The sequence below is a fragment of the Gallaecimonas xiamenensis 3-C-1 genome, from assembly GCF_000299915.1.
In the GTDB taxonomy this organism is placed as follows: domain Bacteria; phylum Pseudomonadota; class Gammaproteobacteria; order Enterobacterales; family Gallaecimonadaceae; genus Gallaecimonas; species Gallaecimonas xiamenensis.
This window is the reverse complement of sequence record NZ_AMRI01000003.1, coordinates 156,624-172,620: the sequence shown is the minus strand read 5'-3', so window position 1 is coordinate 172,620 and position 15,997 is coordinate 156,624. Positions and strand designations below refer to the sequence as shown.

The 15,997-nt window shown below is 63.8% G+C and carries 14 protein-coding genes; 8 read left to right on the top strand and 6 right to left on the bottom strand.

Annotation, left to right across the window (positions count from 1 at the left end; all coding sequences use genetic code 11):
* Positions 1-5 precede the first annotated feature (5 nt).
* Positions 6-1,502, bottom strand: a complete 1,497-nt coding sequence (locus B3C1_RS03100; protein ID WP_008482843.1) for an MFS transporter — start codon at positions 1,500-1,502, stop codon at positions 6-8.
* Positions 1,503-1,856: 354 nt separating this feature from the next.
* On the opposite strand from B3C1_RS03100, the gene B3C1_RS03095 reads away from it, so the two are divergent.
* Positions 1,857-3,467 carry an alpha-glucosidase family protein gene (locus B3C1_RS03095; protein ID WP_008482842.1) on the top strand — a complete coding sequence of 537 codons (1,611 nt, stop codon included), beginning with the start codon at positions 1,857-1,859 and terminating at the stop codon, positions 3,465-3,467.
* Positions 3,468-3,492: 25 nt separating this feature from the next.
* Here the strand turns inward: B3C1_RS03095 and pdxR are convergent, their stop codons facing one another.
* Positions 3,493-4,935, bottom strand: coding sequence for a MocR-like pyridoxine biosynthesis transcription factor PdxR (gene pdxR / locus B3C1_RS03090; RefSeq protein WP_008482841.1), 1,443 nt, complete (start codon positions 4,933-4,935; stop codon positions 3,493-3,495).
* 83 nt (positions 4,936-5,018) lie between these two features.
* On the opposite strand from pdxR, the gene B3C1_RS03085 reads away from it, so the two are divergent.
* From B3C1_RS03085 to B3C1_RS03075, 3 genes are all read left to right on the top strand, one after another.
* Positions 5,019-6,260: a TlpA family protein disulfide reductase gene (locus B3C1_RS03085; RefSeq protein WP_008482839.1), complete on the top strand. Its 1,242-nt coding sequence runs from the start codon at positions 5,019-5,021 to the stop codon at positions 6,258-6,260.
* 61 nt (positions 6,261-6,321) lie between these two features.
* Entirely contained in the window at positions 6,322-6,687 is a 366-nt protein-coding gene (locus B3C1_RS03080; RefSeq protein WP_008482837.1) for an MmcQ/YjbR family DNA-binding protein, read from the top strand.
* Positions 6,688-6,751: 64 nt separating this feature from the next.
* Positions 6,752-7,204 carry a hypothetical protein gene (locus tag B3C1_RS03075; RefSeq protein ID WP_008482836.1) on the top strand — a complete coding sequence of 151 codons (453 nt, stop codon included), beginning with the start codon at positions 6,752-6,754 and terminating at the stop codon, positions 7,202-7,204.
* 13 nt (positions 7,205-7,217) lie between these two features.
* On the opposite strand, the gene B3C1_RS03070 is transcribed toward B3C1_RS03075, so the two are convergent.
* The gene (locus B3C1_RS03070; RefSeq protein ID WP_035480976.1) at positions 7,218-8,507 is read right to left on the bottom strand and encodes a carbohydrate porin; all 1,290 of its coding nucleotides are present in this window, start codon (positions 8,505-8,507) and stop codon (positions 7,218-7,220) included.
* A 277-nt stretch (positions 8,508-8,784) separates the two neighbouring features.
* Between B3C1_RS03070 and B3C1_RS03065 the strand changes: the two genes are divergently transcribed.
* The 3 genes from B3C1_RS03065 (at position 8,785) to B3C1_RS03055 (ending at position 10,710) form a co-directional block, all read left to right on the top strand.
* Positions 8,785-9,654, top strand: coding sequence for a LysR family transcriptional regulator (locus B3C1_RS03065; RefSeq protein ID WP_008482834.1), 870 nt, complete (start codon positions 8,785-8,787; stop codon positions 9,652-9,654).
* Between the two features lie 152 nt (positions 9,655-9,806).
* Positions 9,807-10,472 carry a glutathione S-transferase gene (locus B3C1_RS03060; protein ID WP_008482833.1) on the top strand — a complete coding sequence of 222 codons (666 nt, stop codon included), beginning with the start codon at positions 9,807-9,809 and terminating at the stop codon, positions 10,470-10,472.
* A gap of 31 nt (positions 10,473-10,503) precedes the next feature.
* Positions 10,504-10,710, top strand: a complete 207-nt coding sequence (locus B3C1_RS03055; protein WP_156804434.1) for a hypothetical protein — start codon at positions 10,504-10,506, stop codon at positions 10,708-10,710.
* Here B3C1_RS03055 and B3C1_RS03050 read toward each other — a convergent pair.
* The 3 genes from B3C1_RS03050 to B3C1_RS03040 all read right to left on the bottom strand — a co-directional run bounded on the left by B3C1_RS03050 (position 10,684) and on the right by B3C1_RS03040 (position 14,867).
* On the bottom strand, positions 10,684-12,558 hold the full coding sequence (locus B3C1_RS03050; protein ID WP_008482831.1) for a TonB-dependent receptor domain-containing protein: 1,875 nt from the start codon (positions 12,556-12,558) through the stop codon (positions 10,684-10,686). The two genes, B3C1_RS03055 and B3C1_RS03050, sit on opposite strands and share 27 nt — an antisense overlap.
* Positions 12,559-12,591: 33 nt before the next feature.
* Positions 12,592-13,650 carry a bifunctional glycosyltransferase family 2/GtrA family protein gene (locus B3C1_RS03045; protein WP_008482829.1) on the bottom strand — a complete coding sequence of 353 codons (1,059 nt, stop codon included), beginning with the start codon at positions 13,648-13,650 and terminating at the stop codon, positions 12,592-12,594.
* Positions 13,651-13,763: 113 nt separating this feature from the next.
* The gene (locus tag B3C1_RS03040) at positions 13,764-14,867 is read right to left on the bottom strand and encodes a PQQ-dependent sugar dehydrogenase (protein WP_008482827.1); all 1,104 of its coding nucleotides are present in this window, start codon (positions 14,865-14,867) and stop codon (positions 13,764-13,766) included.
* Between the two features lie 132 nt (positions 14,868-14,999).
* On the opposite strand from B3C1_RS03040, the gene B3C1_RS03035 reads away from it, so the two are divergent.
* On the top strand, positions 15,000-15,977 hold the full coding sequence (locus B3C1_RS03035) for a hydrolase (protein ID WP_008482826.1): 978 nt from the start codon (positions 15,000-15,002) through the stop codon (positions 15,975-15,977).
* Positions 15,978-15,997: the final 20 nt, after the last annotated feature.

The following is a 15,997-nucleotide window of genomic DNA, read 5'->3' as shown; positions in this document are numbered from 1 at the left end:
GCTCCTTATTTGCTTGGGGCCAGGGCCGCCATGGCCTGGTCGCCGTTTTCCTGCACCCTAAGTACGCAAAGCCCAGCCACCACCAGGCTCACGCCCCCTATTACCAGGGCGTACACCGGCTGGTTGCCAAAGAAACTCTTGAGCATAAAGCCCAGCACGCTGGCCGCCAGCAGTTGGGGGATCACGATAAAGAAGTTGAAGATGCCCATGTAGATACCCATTTTGTCGGCCGGCAGGCGGTCCGACAGCAGGGCATAGGGCAGGGACAGGATGGAAGCCCAGGCAAAGCCCACCCCCACCATGGACAGCAGCAGCCAGTCCGGATCCTTGATAAGGGCGATGGACACCAGGCCGGCGCCCCCCAGGCAGACGTTGATCAGGTGGGCGATGCGCAGGCCCCAGGCCCTGACCATCAACGGGATCACCAGGGCAGCCAGGGCGGCAAAGCCGTTATAGGCGGCAAAAAGCACCCCGACCCAGTTGGCGCCGTCGTTATAGGCGGCGGACTGGCTGTCGGTGGCGCCGAAATGGATCTGGGTCACCGCCGAGGTGGTGTAGATCCACATGGCAAAGAGGGCAAACCAGGAGAAAAACTGCACCCAGGCCAGGCGGCCCATGGCCGGGGGCATGGTGTAGAGGTCGGTCATGATGGTGCTGAACATGCCCTGGCCCTGGTGCCAGGACAGCCCCAGCAGCGCCAGGCCGTAAACCGCCAGGCCACCGGCCAGCAGGTACAGCTCCTTTTCCAGCTGCCAATAGGCCACCACGCCACCCAAAACCAGGGCCGCCAGCAACCACTTGCCGCCGCTGCGCCTGGCCTGGGCCGGTGCCAGGGTTTGGCTGTGGGCGGTTTTGGCGCCGTCAAAGCCGTGCAGGGTGTCGGGGGCGTATTCGCGGGTGGACACCACAGTCCAGCCCACCGCCAGGAACAATACCAGGCCGCCAAAGTAGAAGGCGTATTTGACGGTGTCGGGAATGGCGCCAGCCTCGGCCACGTTACTGACCCCGCATTTGGCGAGGATCCAGGGCAGCATGGACGCCACCACGGCGCCGATGCCGATAAAGAAGCTTTGCAGGGTGTAACCCAGGGGCCGCTGCTTGGGGGGCAGCTGGTCACCCACGAAGGCCCGGAAGGGTTCCATGGAAATATTGATGGAGGCGTCCATGATCCACAGCAGCCCCGCCGCTATCCACAGGCTCGGGGAGTTGGGCATGGCAAACAGGGCCAGGGTGGTGAGCACCGCGCCCACCAGGAAATAGGGGCGGCGCCGGCCCAGGCGGGTCCAGGTGCGGTCACTCAGGTAACCCACCACAGGCTGCACCAGCAGGCCGGTCAAAGGGGCGGCTATCCAGAGGATGGGGATGTCGTCCACCGAGGCCCCCAGGGTCTGGAAGATACGGCTGACGTTGGCGTTTTGCAGGGCAAAGCCAAACTGGATCCCCAGGAAACCGAAACACATGTTCCAGATCTGCCAGAAGGAAAGCTGCGGTTTTGTGGTCATGCGGTGTATTCCTCGTTGGGGCGCCGGCGGCGCCCTGCTCGGGGCTGTTGGCTCCCCGACCGGCCCAAGGCAAGTAACCTTACCTTTACGTAGACGCCATGTTCACCCGAGCCAGGGTGGCGGACAACGCCATGCATACGTATTCATCCCCGCCCTCGGGCCGCCAAAACCGGCCAAGGCCAGGAAAAATCAGCCCTGGCCAGCACCTTAGCCCCAGCCTAACCGCTTGACGTTTAGGTCAACCTTTTTACCCTGCATACGTATGCAGCCGGTTGTCGCCCCGAAGGCCCCTGTCTTAAGCTGCACGGCAAACAAGGGGCCTGTCCCCTTTCCAAACAGCAGATTGGGGTAGCTATGAGTCAAGCACCTTGGTGGCGCGGCGCCGTCATTTACCAGATTTATCCCCGCAGTTTCAGCGACACCAACGGTGACGGCGTGGGGGATCTGCCCGGCATCATCGACCGCCTGGACTATATCCAGTCCCTGGGGGTGGATGCCATCTGGGTTTCCCCCTTCTTCAAATCCCCCATGGCCGACTTCGGTTACGACATCGCCGACTACCGGGACGTGGACCCGCTGTTCGGGCAGCTGGCCGACTTCGACCGGCTACTGGCCGGTGCCCACGAGCGCGGCATCAAGGTGATGATTGACCAGGTGCTGTCCCACACCTCGGTAGACCACGACTGGTTCAAGGAAAGCCGCGAAAGCCGCGACAACCCCAAGGCCGACTGGTATGTCTGGGCCGACGCCCAGGAAGATGGCACCCCCCCCAACAACTGGATGAGCCTGTTCGGCGGCGTGGCCTGGCAATGGGAACCGCGCCGCGGCCAGTACTACCTGCACAACTTTTTGTCGTCCCAGCCGGACCTGAACTTCCATAACCCGGCGGTGCAACAGGCCACTTTGGACAACGTTAAGTTCTGGCTGGACAAGGGCGTGGACGGCTTCCGCCTGGACGCCATCAATTTCTGCTTCCACGACCAGGCGCTGCGGGACAACCCGGCCAAACCCAAGGAAAAGCGCCTGGGGCGTGGCTTCAGTGCCGACAACCCCTACGCCTTCCAGTACCACTATTACAACAACACCAGGCCAGAGAACCTGCCCTTCCTGGAAGAGCTACGGGCCCTGGTGGACAACTACCCCGGCGCCACCACCCTGGGTGAGATCTCCTCGGAAGACTCCCTGGCCACCACCGCCGAATACACCGAAGTGGGCCGCCTGCACATGGGCTACAGCTTCGAGCTGCTGGTCAACGACTTCTCGGCCGCCTATATCCGCACCACGGTGCAGAACCTGGAAGCCAAGATGACGGTGGGCTGGCCCTGCTGGGCCATCTCCAACCATGATGTGCCCCGGGCCATCAGCCGCTGGGGCGGTGAAGCGCCGCCGGCCCACATGGCCAAGATGCTCAGCGCCATGGTCTGCTCCCTGCGCGGCTCGGTCTGCATCTACCAAGGTGAAGAGCTGGGCCTGGACGAAGCCCAGGTGGCCTTCGACGACCTGCAAGACCCCTACGGCAAGACCTTCTGGCCCGAATTCAAAGGCCGCGACGGCTGCCGCACCCCCATGCCCTGGACCGACGGCGAACACGGCGGCTTCAGCAGTGCCAAGCCCTGGCTGCCGGTACCGGACAGCCACAAGCAAAAGGCGGTGGCCCACCAGGACCAGGACAGCGATTCCATCCTCAACGGCTTTCGCCGCTTCCTGGCCTGGCGCAAGCAGTTCGAGGCCCTGGTACAGGGCAGCATCCAGTTCTGGGATACCGCCGAGCCGGTGCTGGCCTTTGAGCGCCAATGGCAGGGCCAGACCCTGCTGGTGGCCTTCAACCTGTCCGGAAAAGACCACACCCTGGCTCTGGACGGCCACTGGCAAGCCCTGGACGGCCACGGCCTGGTGGCAGGCAGCCTCCAAGGCGGCAGCCTGGCCCTGCCCCCCTACGGCAGCTTCTTCGCCCTTAAGGGCTGAAAAGAACGGGCCTTGGGCCCGTTTTTTATGCCTTGATTTGCTCGGCTACGGCGGCGTTGAGCCTGGCCATGGCCGGGGCTATGTCCTCTAGTGCTATGGGCCCCAGCCCCAGCAGCAAATGCCGGGGCCGGGTACCGGCCGCCAGGCCGAAGGGGCCGCTGTGGCTGACATTGACCCCCAGCGCCCTGGCCCGGATCACCAATGCCTCTAGATCCAGCGCCTCATCGGCCAGCAGCGCCATATGGACCCCGGCCAGCAGCGGCACCGGGACCAGCCAGGGGCAACCGGCCAGGGCCTGGCACACCTCCTGGTGCTTGGCCCGGTACTGCTTGCCCATGGCCCTGACGTGGCGCCTAAGGGCCCCCTGGCGGATAAATTCGGCCAGGGCGGCCTGGGCTACCAGCGGGCTGTGCAGATCCGCCGCCTGGCGGGCCAGTACCAGGGGCTGGACCAGCCAGTCCGGCACTATCACAAAGCCCAGGCGCAAGTCCCCGAACATGCATTTGGAAAAGGTGCCCACGTACAGCACCCGGCCGTCCTTATCCAGGGTCTGCAAGGCGTCGATGGGCTGGCCCCCCAGCTGGAACTCGGCGTCGTAGTCGTCTTCGATGATCAAAAAGTCCCGGGCCCTGGCCTGTTGCAGCAAAGCCAGGCGCCGGCTGGCCGACATGGCCACCGTAGTGGGGAACTGGTGGGACGGGGTCACGTAGACCAGGTCCACCCCGCCGGGCAGGGCGTCCACCATCAGCCCTTCCGCGTCCACCGGCACCTCCACCACCCTGGCCCCGGCCGCCAAGAAGGCACGGCGGGCCATGGGGTAACCGGGAGACTCCATGGCCACCAGGGTCTTGCCCGGTTCGATAAGGGCAGAGCCAATCAGGCTAAAGCCCTGCTGGGCGCCGCTGCACACCAGCACCTGGCCCGGGTTGCAGGACACCGCCCTGGACTGGGACACGAAAGAGGCAATTAGGGCCCTCAGGGGCGGGTAGCCGGCCCAGTCCATGTCCAGGCCCTGGGTTTCGAATTGGCGCAGGGCCCTGACCTGGCACCGGCGCCAGTGGTCGAAGGGAAACAGGGACAGATCCGCCGCCCCCAGGGCAAAATCGTAGGGAAGGGCCCGCTCGGGGGGCGCAAACAGGGTCAGATCATGCCACAGGCCCTTGAGCCAACGGCCGGCGTCGGGGCGTCCCGGTTCCTGGCTGGCGGGCAGGGCCAAGTCCCGGACCTCGGTACCGCTGCCGGGCTTGCTGAGCAGCAGTCCCTCACTGGCCAACTGCTCGTAGACCTGCATCACGGTATTGCGCGACACCCCCAACAGCGCCGCCAACTGGCGGCTGGGGGGCAGCAGGGTGCCGGCCTTGAGGCGACCCTCGAAGATGGCGTGGCTGAGCTGGCGTTGCAGCTGCACCCGCAGCGGTTCTTGCCCCTGGCGGTCCACCCGCAATTGCAGGCCGAAAATTGGATCCATGACTTTGCTCAGTATTGGCACTCTCAGGGTACCAATATTAGTGCGATCCTTAGGCTATCCCAAACTGAAACGAGGCCACTCCCATGGTAATTTGGCAACGCCTCCTGACCGCCCTCTGCCTGCTGTGCAGTGCAGCAGCCCTGGCGCAGGACAATGCTTACCAGCATATCCCCCTCAAACGCTTCACCGACCAGGCCCCCGTGACCCTGGCCAGCCTGCCCCAAGGCAAGCCCATCTACCTGAAATTCTGGGCCAGCTGGTGCAAGCCCTGCATGGAGCAGATGCCCCACTTCGAGCACGCCTACCAGCGCTACAAGGACAAGGTCAACGTGCTGGCCCTGAACATCAACATCAACGAGTCCAAGGAAGCCATCGATAAGGTGGTGGAGCACTACGGCCTGCATATCCCCATCTGGCTGGACAACGAAGGGGCCCTCGGGGTTGCCCTTGGCCTGGTAGGCACTCCCTACCACGTGCTGATCAATGCCCAGGGCCAGGTGGTCTACACCACCCATGAGGCGGACGCCGAGCTGGACCGCCAGCTGGAACTGCTGGCCGAAGGCAAGGCCCAGCCGCCCCTGGCTTCCACCGGCCTTGACGACACCCAGGCCAACCAGCAGCTGGCGCCCTGGCTGCAAGGGGAAAAACTGCTGTTCTTCACCGCCACCTGGTGTGACTGGTACCTGGCAGACACCCGCCCGGCCATGGCCCAGCGCTGCACCAAGGTGCAAAAAGGGCTCAACGACCTGACCGCCGCCCTGCCCAACCGCCCCTGGCAAATCCTGGTCAACCACCTGTGGACCGATCAGGCCGCCGTGGACGAATTCCGGGAAAAATTCCAGCTGCGCCAGCCGATCCAGATCGATGAACTGGGTCTGCTGTTCAACCACTTTGCCATCCGCGACATCCCCACCCTGCTATGGGTCAAGGACGGCCAGGTGCTGGCCCGGATCACCGACTTTGACGACCAGGCCGCCCTGGTCAAGCAGCTCAGCGCCACCAAGCCGGCCTTTTTGCCGGTGGACAAGGCCTTTACCCTGAGCAGCCAGCGCGACGGTGACCAACTGGTGGTGACCTGGAAAATCGCCGACGGCTACTACCTCTACCAGGACCAGCTGCAACTGAGCGCCGGCGGCAAGCCGCTGCCCATCAGCTATCCCAAGGCCATCAGCCACCAGGATCCCTACTTCGGCACCAGCCGCATCTACCGCCAGCAGCTGCGCCTGAAGGTGCCCCTGGCCCAGGGCCAGCAGCTGAAGGTGCGGTTCAGGGGCTGCGCCGACGCCGGCCTCTGTTACCCCCCCACCAGCCGCACCCTGCCCTGACGGCTGTTATCCCGGCAAGGCCCCCGCTAAGATGGGGCCTTGCCAGTCAAGGATAAGGCCCATGGATAGCAAAGCCCTTCGCCAGTACCTGCTCAGTAAACCCGAAGCGGTGGAAGACTTCCCCTTCGGCCCGGAGATCGCCGTCTATAAGGTGCGGGGCAAGATGTTCGCCCTGACCGGCCATTTCCTGGGCGGCGAGGCGGTCAACCTCAAATGCGACCCGCACCAGGCCATGGCTCTTAGGGACATCTTCAGCGCCGTCAAACCGGCCTACCACATGAATAAATTGCACTGGAACACGGTGCTGCTGGACGGCAGCCTGCCCCAGGGGGAGCTGCAGCAACAGGTGGACGCCTCCTTTGCCCTGGTAGTGGCGGGGTTAAAGAAAAAAGAGCGGGACGCCTTCAAGGCCAAATACGCTTTGTAACCTTTTTCCCCTTGGCAGGGCCGCCCCAGGCCCTAGACTGACCCTTTTAGCCCAAGCCCTTCTCATGAACCGAGCCCATCACCTGGTTGCCCTCTACCAGATCTTCACCGCCCTGGCCTTTGTGGCCCTTATTCCCCTCGGCCTCTGGCAGGACCAGGCACCGGATCTGACCTTGCTGGCCCCCTGGCTGCTGGCGGCCCTTGTCAACCTGCTGGCCGGAGCCTGGCTCCTCAAAGGCCGGGGCCTGTGGTGGTCGGCCCTGAACCTGGCTCTGCAAGTGCCGGGCTTGGCCCTTGGGGATAGCCTCGGCGGCTGGCAATACCACTACCAGGGGCTGTTGACCCTGGATCTCTGGTATCAGTGGTATGGCAGCTTTAGCGGCAGTGGCCTGCGCTTCGCCCTGGAGCCGGACTGGCTGTTGCTGGCCGAACCGGGGCTGACCCAGAGCCTGCACCTGAACCTGGTGGCCCTGGCCGCCCTAATCGGCCTAGCTTGGGGCATGAAAAAGCCGGGCTAAGCCCGGCTTTTTATCAGAAGGCGATGTCACCTTTAAGGACCGCCACCCAGGCGTTGTCGTTTTCACTCAAACCGCCGGGGTTGTGGATGTATTGCAGTTCGGGGCGCACCGCCAGGTAGGGGGTGACCTGGAACTTGTAGTAGCTGGCTACCACAGTTTCGCTGTCCTGCACCGGTACCTCGCTGTTCAGAGCCAGGGCCAGGGCGCGCTGGCCATCGCTAAGGCGATCGCTCACATGCAGGTACTTGACCGCCAGGCCCCATTGGTCCTGGGCACGGGCCGCGAAGGGGCCCTTGTAGGTCAGGCCGAGGGCCAGTGAGCGGTCAACTGTGGTCAGGTCACGGTCGTTGAAGGTGGCGGTGGCAAAAAGGCTCAGGCCACGGCTGCTATCACCGCCCACTGAGGTCAGCTGCTGCTCGGCCACCAAGTAGGCGCCGCCTTTGTGATCTTTTTGGCGTGGGGTACCGCCGTCCACCAGCAGCACGCCGTCGTCGCTGTTGAAATAAAGGTCGTTGCCACCGGCAGTGTCGTACCAGTAACCCAGCTTATAGGTACCGTCCAGGCCGTTGAGCTTGGGGGTCCAGCCCAACTCCACAGGCAGCGTCATGCCGACGGTGCCGTGAGGGTTGCCGAAGTTGAGGCGCTGCTCGTTTTCCAGCCAGCTGGGATTCATCTGGTAAACACCGCCCTTGAGGTACCACTCCTCATTGAGGTTGTACCTGGCCACGGCGGCCCACTGGCTGATGGGCCAGTTGTAGATGGTGCTGTTGAAGTTACCGGGCTGGGAACCGCAGAAACCCAGGTAGGCAAACTCGCACTGGAAGCTGCCGAATTCGGCGCCCACATTCATGCGGCCCAGCTTCAGGCGCAGGTCGCCGTCCAGCAGGTCCTGCTGGTAGTAAAATTCGGAGATACGGGTTACGCGGCCACGGCCGTAGACTTCCAGTGACTGCATCAGCTGGCCGATTTCGGCTTTGTTGTTGATGTTCTGCGCCTGGCCGCCCCTGTTGGTCAGGGAGAAGCGGAAGCTGCCGCCGGACAGGCCCAGCAACTTGTCCAGGTCATAGTCCAGGGCCAGTACCGTTTGGTCGGCATAGCTGGTAGCGTGGCGCTGGCCGCCGCTGAGGTTGCCACCGGTTTGAAAGCCGTAGCTCAAGCTGACGTCGATGCCCTCATCATGCAATTTAGTGCGGGTGCCGCCCCAGTCCCCAAAGAGGTAGTTGTCTTTGGCAAAATCGGCGGCTTGGGCTGCATAACCGGTCAGCAGCCACAAGGCAGAGGCAGCGACCAGGGATCTTTTCATGGGCATGGTTGCGATCTTCTTTTCTGGGGGCCTATGGCCCTGTTGTTGTCACTATTGCTCAGCTTAGAAGCTGCCGCGAAGTAAGCCGTTGCTACCACCCGAAGCGGGGCATTACGGCACTACATTGGCAGCGGTCCCTCTTTTATCATGGGCCAGGGCGGCAAAAAGCGAAGGAAATACCTGAGTGGTCGTCTGGGCTGGGTTGGCGGTGCCCGGTTGCCGCACCTTTATGCCAGTGCCCCGGCCGACCCGGAGCGGCGCTTTATCGAGGATAAACATGGATATCAAAGCCCTGCGCTATTTCTACCAGGTGGCCCGGCTGGGCAGCTTCACCCAGGCCGCCCAGCTGCTGGGGGTGGCCCAGCCGGCGGTGAGCATGGCGGTGCGCAAACTCGAAGACAGCCTGGCCCTGAGCCTGTTTCACCGCCAGGACCGCAGGGTCAACCTCACCGATGAAGGCCGCCGGCTGCTGCCCCATGCCGAGCGTATTTTAAAGGCCCTGAGCGACGCCGAGCTGGAGATGGAAGAGCTCAAGGGGCTTAGCACCGGGGAGGTGCGGGTGGGTATTCCGTCCATGCTGGGGTCTTACTATTTCCCGCCTATCCTGATGGCCTTTCGCAACCGCTACCCCAACCTCAACCTGTCGGTGATTGAAGGGGGCACCTGGCAGCTGCGCCAGATGCTGGAAGCCGGGGAGTTGGACCTGGCGGTGATCGTCTCGGAGTTCTTGCCCCCGGAACTGGAGGCCAGGGTGTTTCTCACCGAGGAAATGCTGGTGACGGTAGCCAAGGATCACCCCTTTGCTGCCCTGGCCGCCGTGGACACCCAGGCCTTTTTCGACCAGGAGCTGGTGATGTTCCAGGAAGGCTATTTTCACCGCAAGATAGTGGACCGCCTGGCCAAAGAGGCCGGACGGCGGCCCAATATCGTCTTCCAGACCAACCTCATCCCCCTGATCAAATCCATAGTGCGCCAGGGCTTTGGCATATCCACCCTGCTGCGCATGGCGGTGGCGGACGAACCCGAGCTGGTGTCGGTGCCCTTCAAGGACCCGTTGTGGCTACAGCTGTCCATTGCCTGGCGCAAGGACAGCTACCTGTCCCGGGCTAACAGCGCCTTTGTGGATTTCCTGTTGGAAGCGTCCTGAAGCCTATTGCACTGCAGATTCTTGGGGCTGGGCTGCTCAGAGGCTGTCACCAATTTATACAGACGTAGGACGGGCAGGCTGGCATAAATGTCACTACTGGCGATCCCTATTGGCGGTTGGACCGTAGGCCTAGGGTCAAAATAGGAGTCTCCATGCTAACCCTTCACCACCTGGAACTGTCCCGCTCCACCCGGGTCTTGTGGCTGCTCGAAGCCCTGGCCCTACCCTATGAGCTGAAAACCTACCGGCGCGACCCCAAGACCTACCAGGCCCCGGCCGAACTCAAGGCGGTACATCCCCTGGGCAAGTCGCCGGTGCTGACCGACGGCGATACCCTGGTGGCCGAGTCCGCCGCCATCATCGAATACCTGCTGGATAACTACGGCCAAGGCCAACTGCGCCCCACCCAGGGCCAGGCCCTGCTGGATTACCGTTACTGGCTGCACTATGCCGAAGGCTCCCTGATGCCGCTGCTGCTGATGAAGCTGGTCTTTGCCAGGATCCCCAAGGGCCCCATGCCCTTTTTCATCCGCCCCATCGCCAAGGGCCTTATGGCCAAAGTGCAGCAAAAATTCCTGGCGCCCCAGCTCCATACCCACCTGGCCTACATAGACGGTTACCTGGCCGACAACACCTGGTTTGCCGGGGATTTTTCCGCCGCCGACATCCAGATGAGCTTCCCCCTTGAAGCCGCCAGCACCCGGATCGAAATAAATCAATACCGCAATATTCAAGCTTTTATTGAACGCTGTCGCCAGAACCCGCATTATCAGCAGGCCATAGTGAAAGGTGGCCCTGTTGTGATCGGGGCTAACTAGGAAGACCACATCACGGCAGGGAGCTGAGAACATGGCGATGACATCACTGATGAGCACTTCAAGCACTGTCCCCGGCGAAGGGGAGAAGCCAAACACCGACTTGAGCCGGGAGCAACTGGAACTCCAGTTCCTGAGCCAGGTGCTGCATCAGCTGCGCGACCAGGCCGAGCCCCTGCCCCGCTGGACCCGCTTTAAACTCTGGGTACGCCGCCTAAAAGGCCCAACCAAAACCCACTGAGCCCTGCCGCCCCGGCAAGGGCTCCACATAGCGCCCGGCGCTTTGGTTGACCACCACGGCCCCGGCCAGGTCCTTATCCAAAAGGTTGTCCAGCCTGGCCCAAAGCTGCACCGGCCCCCATTGCCCCTGCCAGCCCAGATCCCAGCGATTGCCCCCCGGTACGTATTGGCTGTTGTCGTCGTTGGCCGGGGTACGGCTGCGGTGCTGCCAAGCCAGCACCAGGGCCTGTTGCCCGTCCAGTTGCCAACGCAGGGATTGGCGCATGTCCAACCTGGCCACCCCGGCGACCCGGCGGCCGTCGTCGAAACGGGCATCGAGCCAAGTGGCGGCCATTGACCATTGCCAATCCCCCCATTGGCGGGAAAGGGCCCCTTCCAGGCCCCGGCGGCGGCTGTCCTGGCCGTTGCCGTAGACGGTGCGGCCATTGTCGCTTTGCACCACCACCAGTTCGCGGCGGCTGTCGATGGCAAAGGCGGTCAGGGTGCCCCGCCAGGGCCCACCCTCATAGGCAAGGCCCAGCTCGCCTTGGCGGTGGCGGCTGCTGTCCAGGTCCCGGTTAAAGCCGCCCCCGTCCAGGGAATAAGCCATCTCAGTCAGGGTGGGGGTTTCAAAGCCCTGGCCCAGGCTGACAAAGCCGTCCAGCCCTTCGGCCAGGGGCTGGCGGTAACCCAGGGCCCAGGCCCATTGCCCGAAACGCCCCGCACCGCTGTCATCGCTGCCAAAACGATCCGCCACCTGGACCCGGCTCTGGCTGTGGCGAAGGCCGGCAGTCAGGCCCCCGGCCTCGGCAATCAGGTAGTTGTCCAGGCTGCGCACCGTACCGGTGTCGTCCCGGCGCAGCTCCCCTTGCTGGCCAAAACGGTTGGCAAAGCCCAGGCGATCATCTTGCTGGCGCTGGTACTCGCTGCCCAGGGTCCAGGCCAGGCCCTGCCACTGGGGGCGCCATTCCAGGCGGACGCCCTGGCTTTGCCGGTCCAAATCGACAATGCCACCGGCGCTGCTGTCCCCCACAAAGGGCAGGTACTGCACCACCTGGCGCCGCCCCAACCAGGCCGATGCTGCCCAATCCCCCCCTTGCCAGCCAAGGCCGCTGAGGCGGTCACGAACACTTTTGTGGGTATCGAAGCGCAAGGCGGCGGCGCTGCCCTGTTTTGGGTCGGCCTGCCATTGGGCCAGGGTCAGGGATTGGGGATCTTCCAGGCGCGGCTCGACACTCTGTTGGCTGAAGGCCCAGAAATCGCCGCTGCCGCCGGCCAGGCGCCACTGGTTGCGGCTGGCCTGGCCGTGGGGGCGAAAGCCATCCAGCGCCAGATGCTGGCCATCCAGGCGCAGCCAGCTGTCTTTGCCATGCCACTGACCGCTGGCACCCAGGCGGCGCTGGCCGTCATCGCCGGCCATGGCCGACAGGCTGGCACCATTTTCTGCCACCTGCTGGCTGCGAAAACGCAGTACCCCGCCGCTGGCATTGCCATACAGGGCCGCCAGGGGCCCTTTGATCAGGCTGGCTTCGGCAACCGCAGAAGTCTGTAGGGCCGACAGCTGGCCTTGGCCGTCGGCGCTGGACAGGGGAATACCGTCCAGCTCCAGGCGCAGCCCCCTGACCCCAAAGCTGGAGCGGGCGCCAAAGCCCCGCACCACCAGGCGGGTGTCCTGGGCCAGGTTGGCGCGGCTGTCCACCTGCAGGCCCGGCATACCCTTGAGCCAATCGCCGTTGTCGAGCCAGGGCCCAGGGGCTGGGCTGGCATTGGCGGTGGAAGGGGGCGCCGCTCCCAGGCGGCTCCCCAGCACTTCGATATGCTCCGGCTCCTGGCTGGCGGCAGCCAGGATCAGCAGGCAACTCAGGCTCATGGAACCGTCCCTGTCGGCAATGGTGTCAGCCCATCATGCCTCTTTTTCCCGGCCAAATACCAGGTAGCGCTGGGCCAGGAAGCTCACCGCCAGTATCACCGCGTCTGCCAGGGGTTTACCCAGGAAGGGCGACAGGCCCAGGCCATAGAGCCCCTTGGTGAGGGCGTAGCTCAAGGCCACCAGGGCCAGGGCCAGGGCGCCGTAGCGGCCCGCTTCCCTGGCCAGGCTGCCCCGGCTTTGAAAAACCCAGAAGCGGTTGGCGCCGAAGTTGAAAAGCGCCGAGAACAGCCGGGCCAGTATCAAGGCCAGCAAGATCTCACCGCTGACCAGGTAAAGGGCACTGAAAAGCAGGTAATCCAGGCCAGCCGAGGCCAGGCCCACACCGGCAAAGCGCAGGAAGCGGCTGTAGATCCGCAGGGAATCCCAGAGCGGGCGAAAATGGCTGCTGGGGTTGCCGGGTTCATAGACGGTGGTGATGGCCAGCTCCCCTATGGCCAGGCCCTGGTCCTTTGCACCCAGCAGCATGTCCAGTTCGAACTCGTAGCCCTTGGCCGGCAACGCCGTCAGGGCTGCCAGGTAGCGGTAGGGGATGGCCCGCAAGCCGGTCTGGGTGTCGGTCAGCTGCTGGCCGGTGGCCAGGGCGAACACCTTGAGGGTCAGTTTGTTGCCAAAGCGCGAGCGCAGGGGGACCGTTCCTTCCTCAAAGGCCCTGACCCCCAGCCACAGTTTGTTGGGGTAGGCTTCCAGCCGCTGGGCCAGGGCCAGGATGTCCTTGGGCAGGTGCTGGCCGTCGGCGTCGGCGGTGACAATACCGGGGCAGGCCTCTGCCAGGTGTTCTTCCACCCAGGCCATACCGGTCTTCAGGGCCGCCCCCTTGCCCTGGTTGCGGCTGTGGTGCAGCACCGTCACCCCCCGGATCTCGGCCAGGGCGTCAAACAGGGGTTTGAGGTTGGGGTTGGAGCCGTCGTTGACCACCAACACCGGGTAGCGGGGCCCCCGCCCCCTTAAGGTCAGCACCAGTTGGTAGAGGGTCTGGTCCGGTTGATAGGCGGGGATCAGGATCACTGGTTTGCCAGGTTGCACGGCTGTCACGGGGTCCTCCTTTGTCCGGCCGGGCGGCCCTGGGCCGCCTGTTTTCAGCCTGACAAACAGCCCCCGGACCTGACAAAGAAAGTGTTGATTTTATTCAGTAAGCCGTCAGCGGATCAGGCCTCGTTCGCCGGTTTTATGCGCAGGATGCGGCCGTTGCTGTGGTCGGTGACCAGATAGAGGTAGCCATCCGGCCCCTGCACCACGTCGCGAATGCGCTGGCCTATGGGCACCATCAGCATCCGCTCTTCTCCCACCACCTGGGTGCCGTCCAACTCCAGGCGCACCAGTTGCATGAACTTGAGGGAGCCGATAAAGAGGTCACCCCGCCATTGGGGGAACTTGTCGCCGGTGTAGAACGCCATGCCGGAAGGGGCGATAGACGGCACCCAGACATGTAAGGGGTCGGTCATGCCGTCCTGATGCTGGCCTTGGCCGATTTTGCCGCCGCCGTATTCCTCACCGAAGGTCACCACAGGCCAGCCGTAGTTGTTCCCCCCTTGGTCCAGGTTGACCTCGTCGCCTCCCTGGGGGCCGTGTTCGTGGGTCCAAAGGGCGCCGGTTTGCGGGTGGATGGTCGCCCCCTGCATGTTGCGGTGGCCATAAGACCAGATCTCCGGCAAAGCCCCAGCCTTGCCCACAAAGGGGTTGTCTTTGGGAACGCTGCCGTCGGGGGCAATGCGCACCACCTTGCCATGGTGGTTGTCCAGGCGCTGGGCGTCGTCCCTGGCGCTGTAGCGCTCACCCAAGGTAATAAAGAGGTTGCCGTCCGGGGCGAAGGCCAGCCTTGAGCCGAAATGGGCGTTGGACCCGTACTTGGGAGCCTGGCGGAAGATCACCTCAAGACCGGTGAGCCGGTCCCCCTCCAGCCTGGCCCTGGCTACGGCGGTAGAGTTGGTGCCGGCCCTGGGACCAGGCTCGGCATAACTGAAATAGACCTGGCCCTGATACCAGGCCACGTCCAACAGGCCTCCTTGGCCAGCCACGGCGATACGGGGCAGGCCCTTGATGGGGTCGCTCAGCTTGCCGTCTTTGTCCACCAGCCGCAGCTGGCCGCTGCGCTCGGTAACCAGCATGCGCCCGTCCGGCATAAAGGCCAGGCCCCAGGGGTGGTCCAGGCCCTCAACCAGGGTCTGTACCTCTACCTCAGCCTGCTCGGTGGTGATGGCCTGGGCCAGTCCCGGCAGCAGGGCCAGCCAGGCCCAAAACAATGCTTTCATGGTTTCCCTCCTGTTTTCCTCACCTTAGCCAAGGCGGGGCTTTGGCTTACAGAACAATCGGCTAATGGCATTTGGCCTGGGTTAAAAAGCCAAGTATGGTGTGCAGCACTTCGCTTGAGTTGATGCGTTTTTATGATCTCGGAAAGCCATTTTTCGCCCGCTTTGGGCCTGGGCAATTGCCACGCCCAGACCGTCTTTCCCACCCTGCACAGGTCCAAACCCTGGGTGGCGACCCGCTGCGAGTGGCTGGCCACTCCGGACGGCGATCAGTTGGCCCTTTGCACCCCCAAGCCTCTGGTTGACGACCCCCACAAGCCCTTGGTGTTGGTATTGCACGGCCTGGAAGGCTCGGTCAATTCCCCCTATGCCCAGGGGCTGATGGACGCCCTGTTGAAAAAGGGCTACCAGGTGGCGGTGATGCATTTTCGCGGCTGCGGCGGTGTGCCCAATAAGCTGCCCCGCGCCTACCACAGCGGCGACAGCGAAGACCCCCGCTGGCTGGCCGGGCACTTGGCCCAGCGCTACCCCAGGACCCCGCTGATGGCAGTGGGCTACTCCCTGGGGGGCAATGTGCTGCTCAAATGGTTGGGGGAAGACGGCCAGCAGGGCCTGCTCAAGGCGGCGGTGGCGGTATCGGCGCCCATGGATCTGGCCGCCTGTTCCCAGCGTATCCAAAGCGGCCTGTCCCGCTTCTACCAGCGCCACCTGCTGCAAAGCCTCAAGGGCAGCCTGGCCCGCAAGGCCGTCGACCCGGCCCTGGCCAGCGCCATGCCGGACTTGAACAACCCGGCGCTGTTTAGCAACTTCCACCAGTTCGACAACCAGGTGACGGCGCCCCTGCACGGTTTTAACGGCGTGGCCGACTACTACAGCCGGGCCTCCAGCAAGCCGCTGCTGCGCCATATCGCCCGGCCAACCCTTATCCTGCACGCCAAGGACGACCCCTTTATCAGCACCAAGGCCATTCCCAGCGAAGCCGAGCTGAGCGCGGCGGTACAGCTGGAGCTGAGCGCCCAAGGGGGCCATGTGGGCTTTGTGGCCGGCAGCCTGTGGCGGCCCCGCTACTGGCTGGAAAGCCGGATCCCCGCCTTCCTGGACCAACACCGCTAAGAAAAAGCCTGCTTTCGCAG

Coding starts and splice junctions, on each gene's coding strand:
- B3C1_RS03035 (WP_008482826.1), top strand. CDS start 15,000: ATGATCTCGGAAAGCCATTTTTCGCCCGCTTTGGGCCTGGGCAATTGC.
- B3C1_RS03080 (WP_008482837.1), top strand. CDS start 6,322: ATGGATAGCAAAGCCCTTCGCCAGTACCTGCTCAGTAAACCCGAAGCG.
- B3C1_RS03100 (WP_008482843.1), bottom strand. CDS start 1,502: ATGACCACAAAACCGCAGCTTTCCTTCTGGCAGATCTGGAACATGTGT.
- B3C1_RS03040 (WP_008482827.1), bottom strand. CDS start 14,867: ATGAAAGCATTGTTTTGGGCCTGGCTGGCCCTGCTGCCGGGACTGGCC.
- B3C1_RS03085 (WP_008482839.1), top strand. CDS start 5,019: ATGGTAATTTGGCAACGCCTCCTGACCGCCCTCTGCCTGCTGTGCAGT.
- B3C1_RS03075 (WP_008482836.1), top strand. CDS start 6,752: ATGAACCGAGCCCATCACCTGGTTGCCCTCTACCAGATCTTCACCGCC.
- B3C1_RS03070 (WP_035480976.1), bottom strand. CDS start 8,507: ATGAAAAGATCCCTGGTCGCTGCCTCTGCCTTGTGGCTGCTGACCGGT.
- B3C1_RS03055 (WP_156804434.1), top strand. CDS start 10,504: ATGGCGATGACATCACTGATGAGCACTTCAAGCACTGTCCCCGGCGAA.
- B3C1_RS03050 (WP_008482831.1), bottom strand. CDS start 12,558: ATGAGCCTGAGTTGCCTGCTGATCCTGGCTGCCGCCAGCCAGGAGCCG.
- B3C1_RS03065 (WP_008482834.1), top strand. CDS start 8,785: ATGGATATCAAAGCCCTGCGCTATTTCTACCAGGTGGCCCGGCTGGGC.
- B3C1_RS03060 (WP_008482833.1), top strand. CDS start 9,807: ATGCTAACCCTTCACCACCTGGAACTGTCCCGCTCCACCCGGGTCTTG.
- B3C1_RS03095 (WP_008482842.1), top strand. CDS start 1,857: ATGAGTCAAGCACCTTGGTGGCGCGGCGCCGTCATTTACCAGATTTAT.
- pdxR (WP_008482841.1), bottom strand. CDS start 4,935: ATGGATCCAATTTTCGGCCTGCAATTGCGGGTGGACCGCCAGGGGCAA.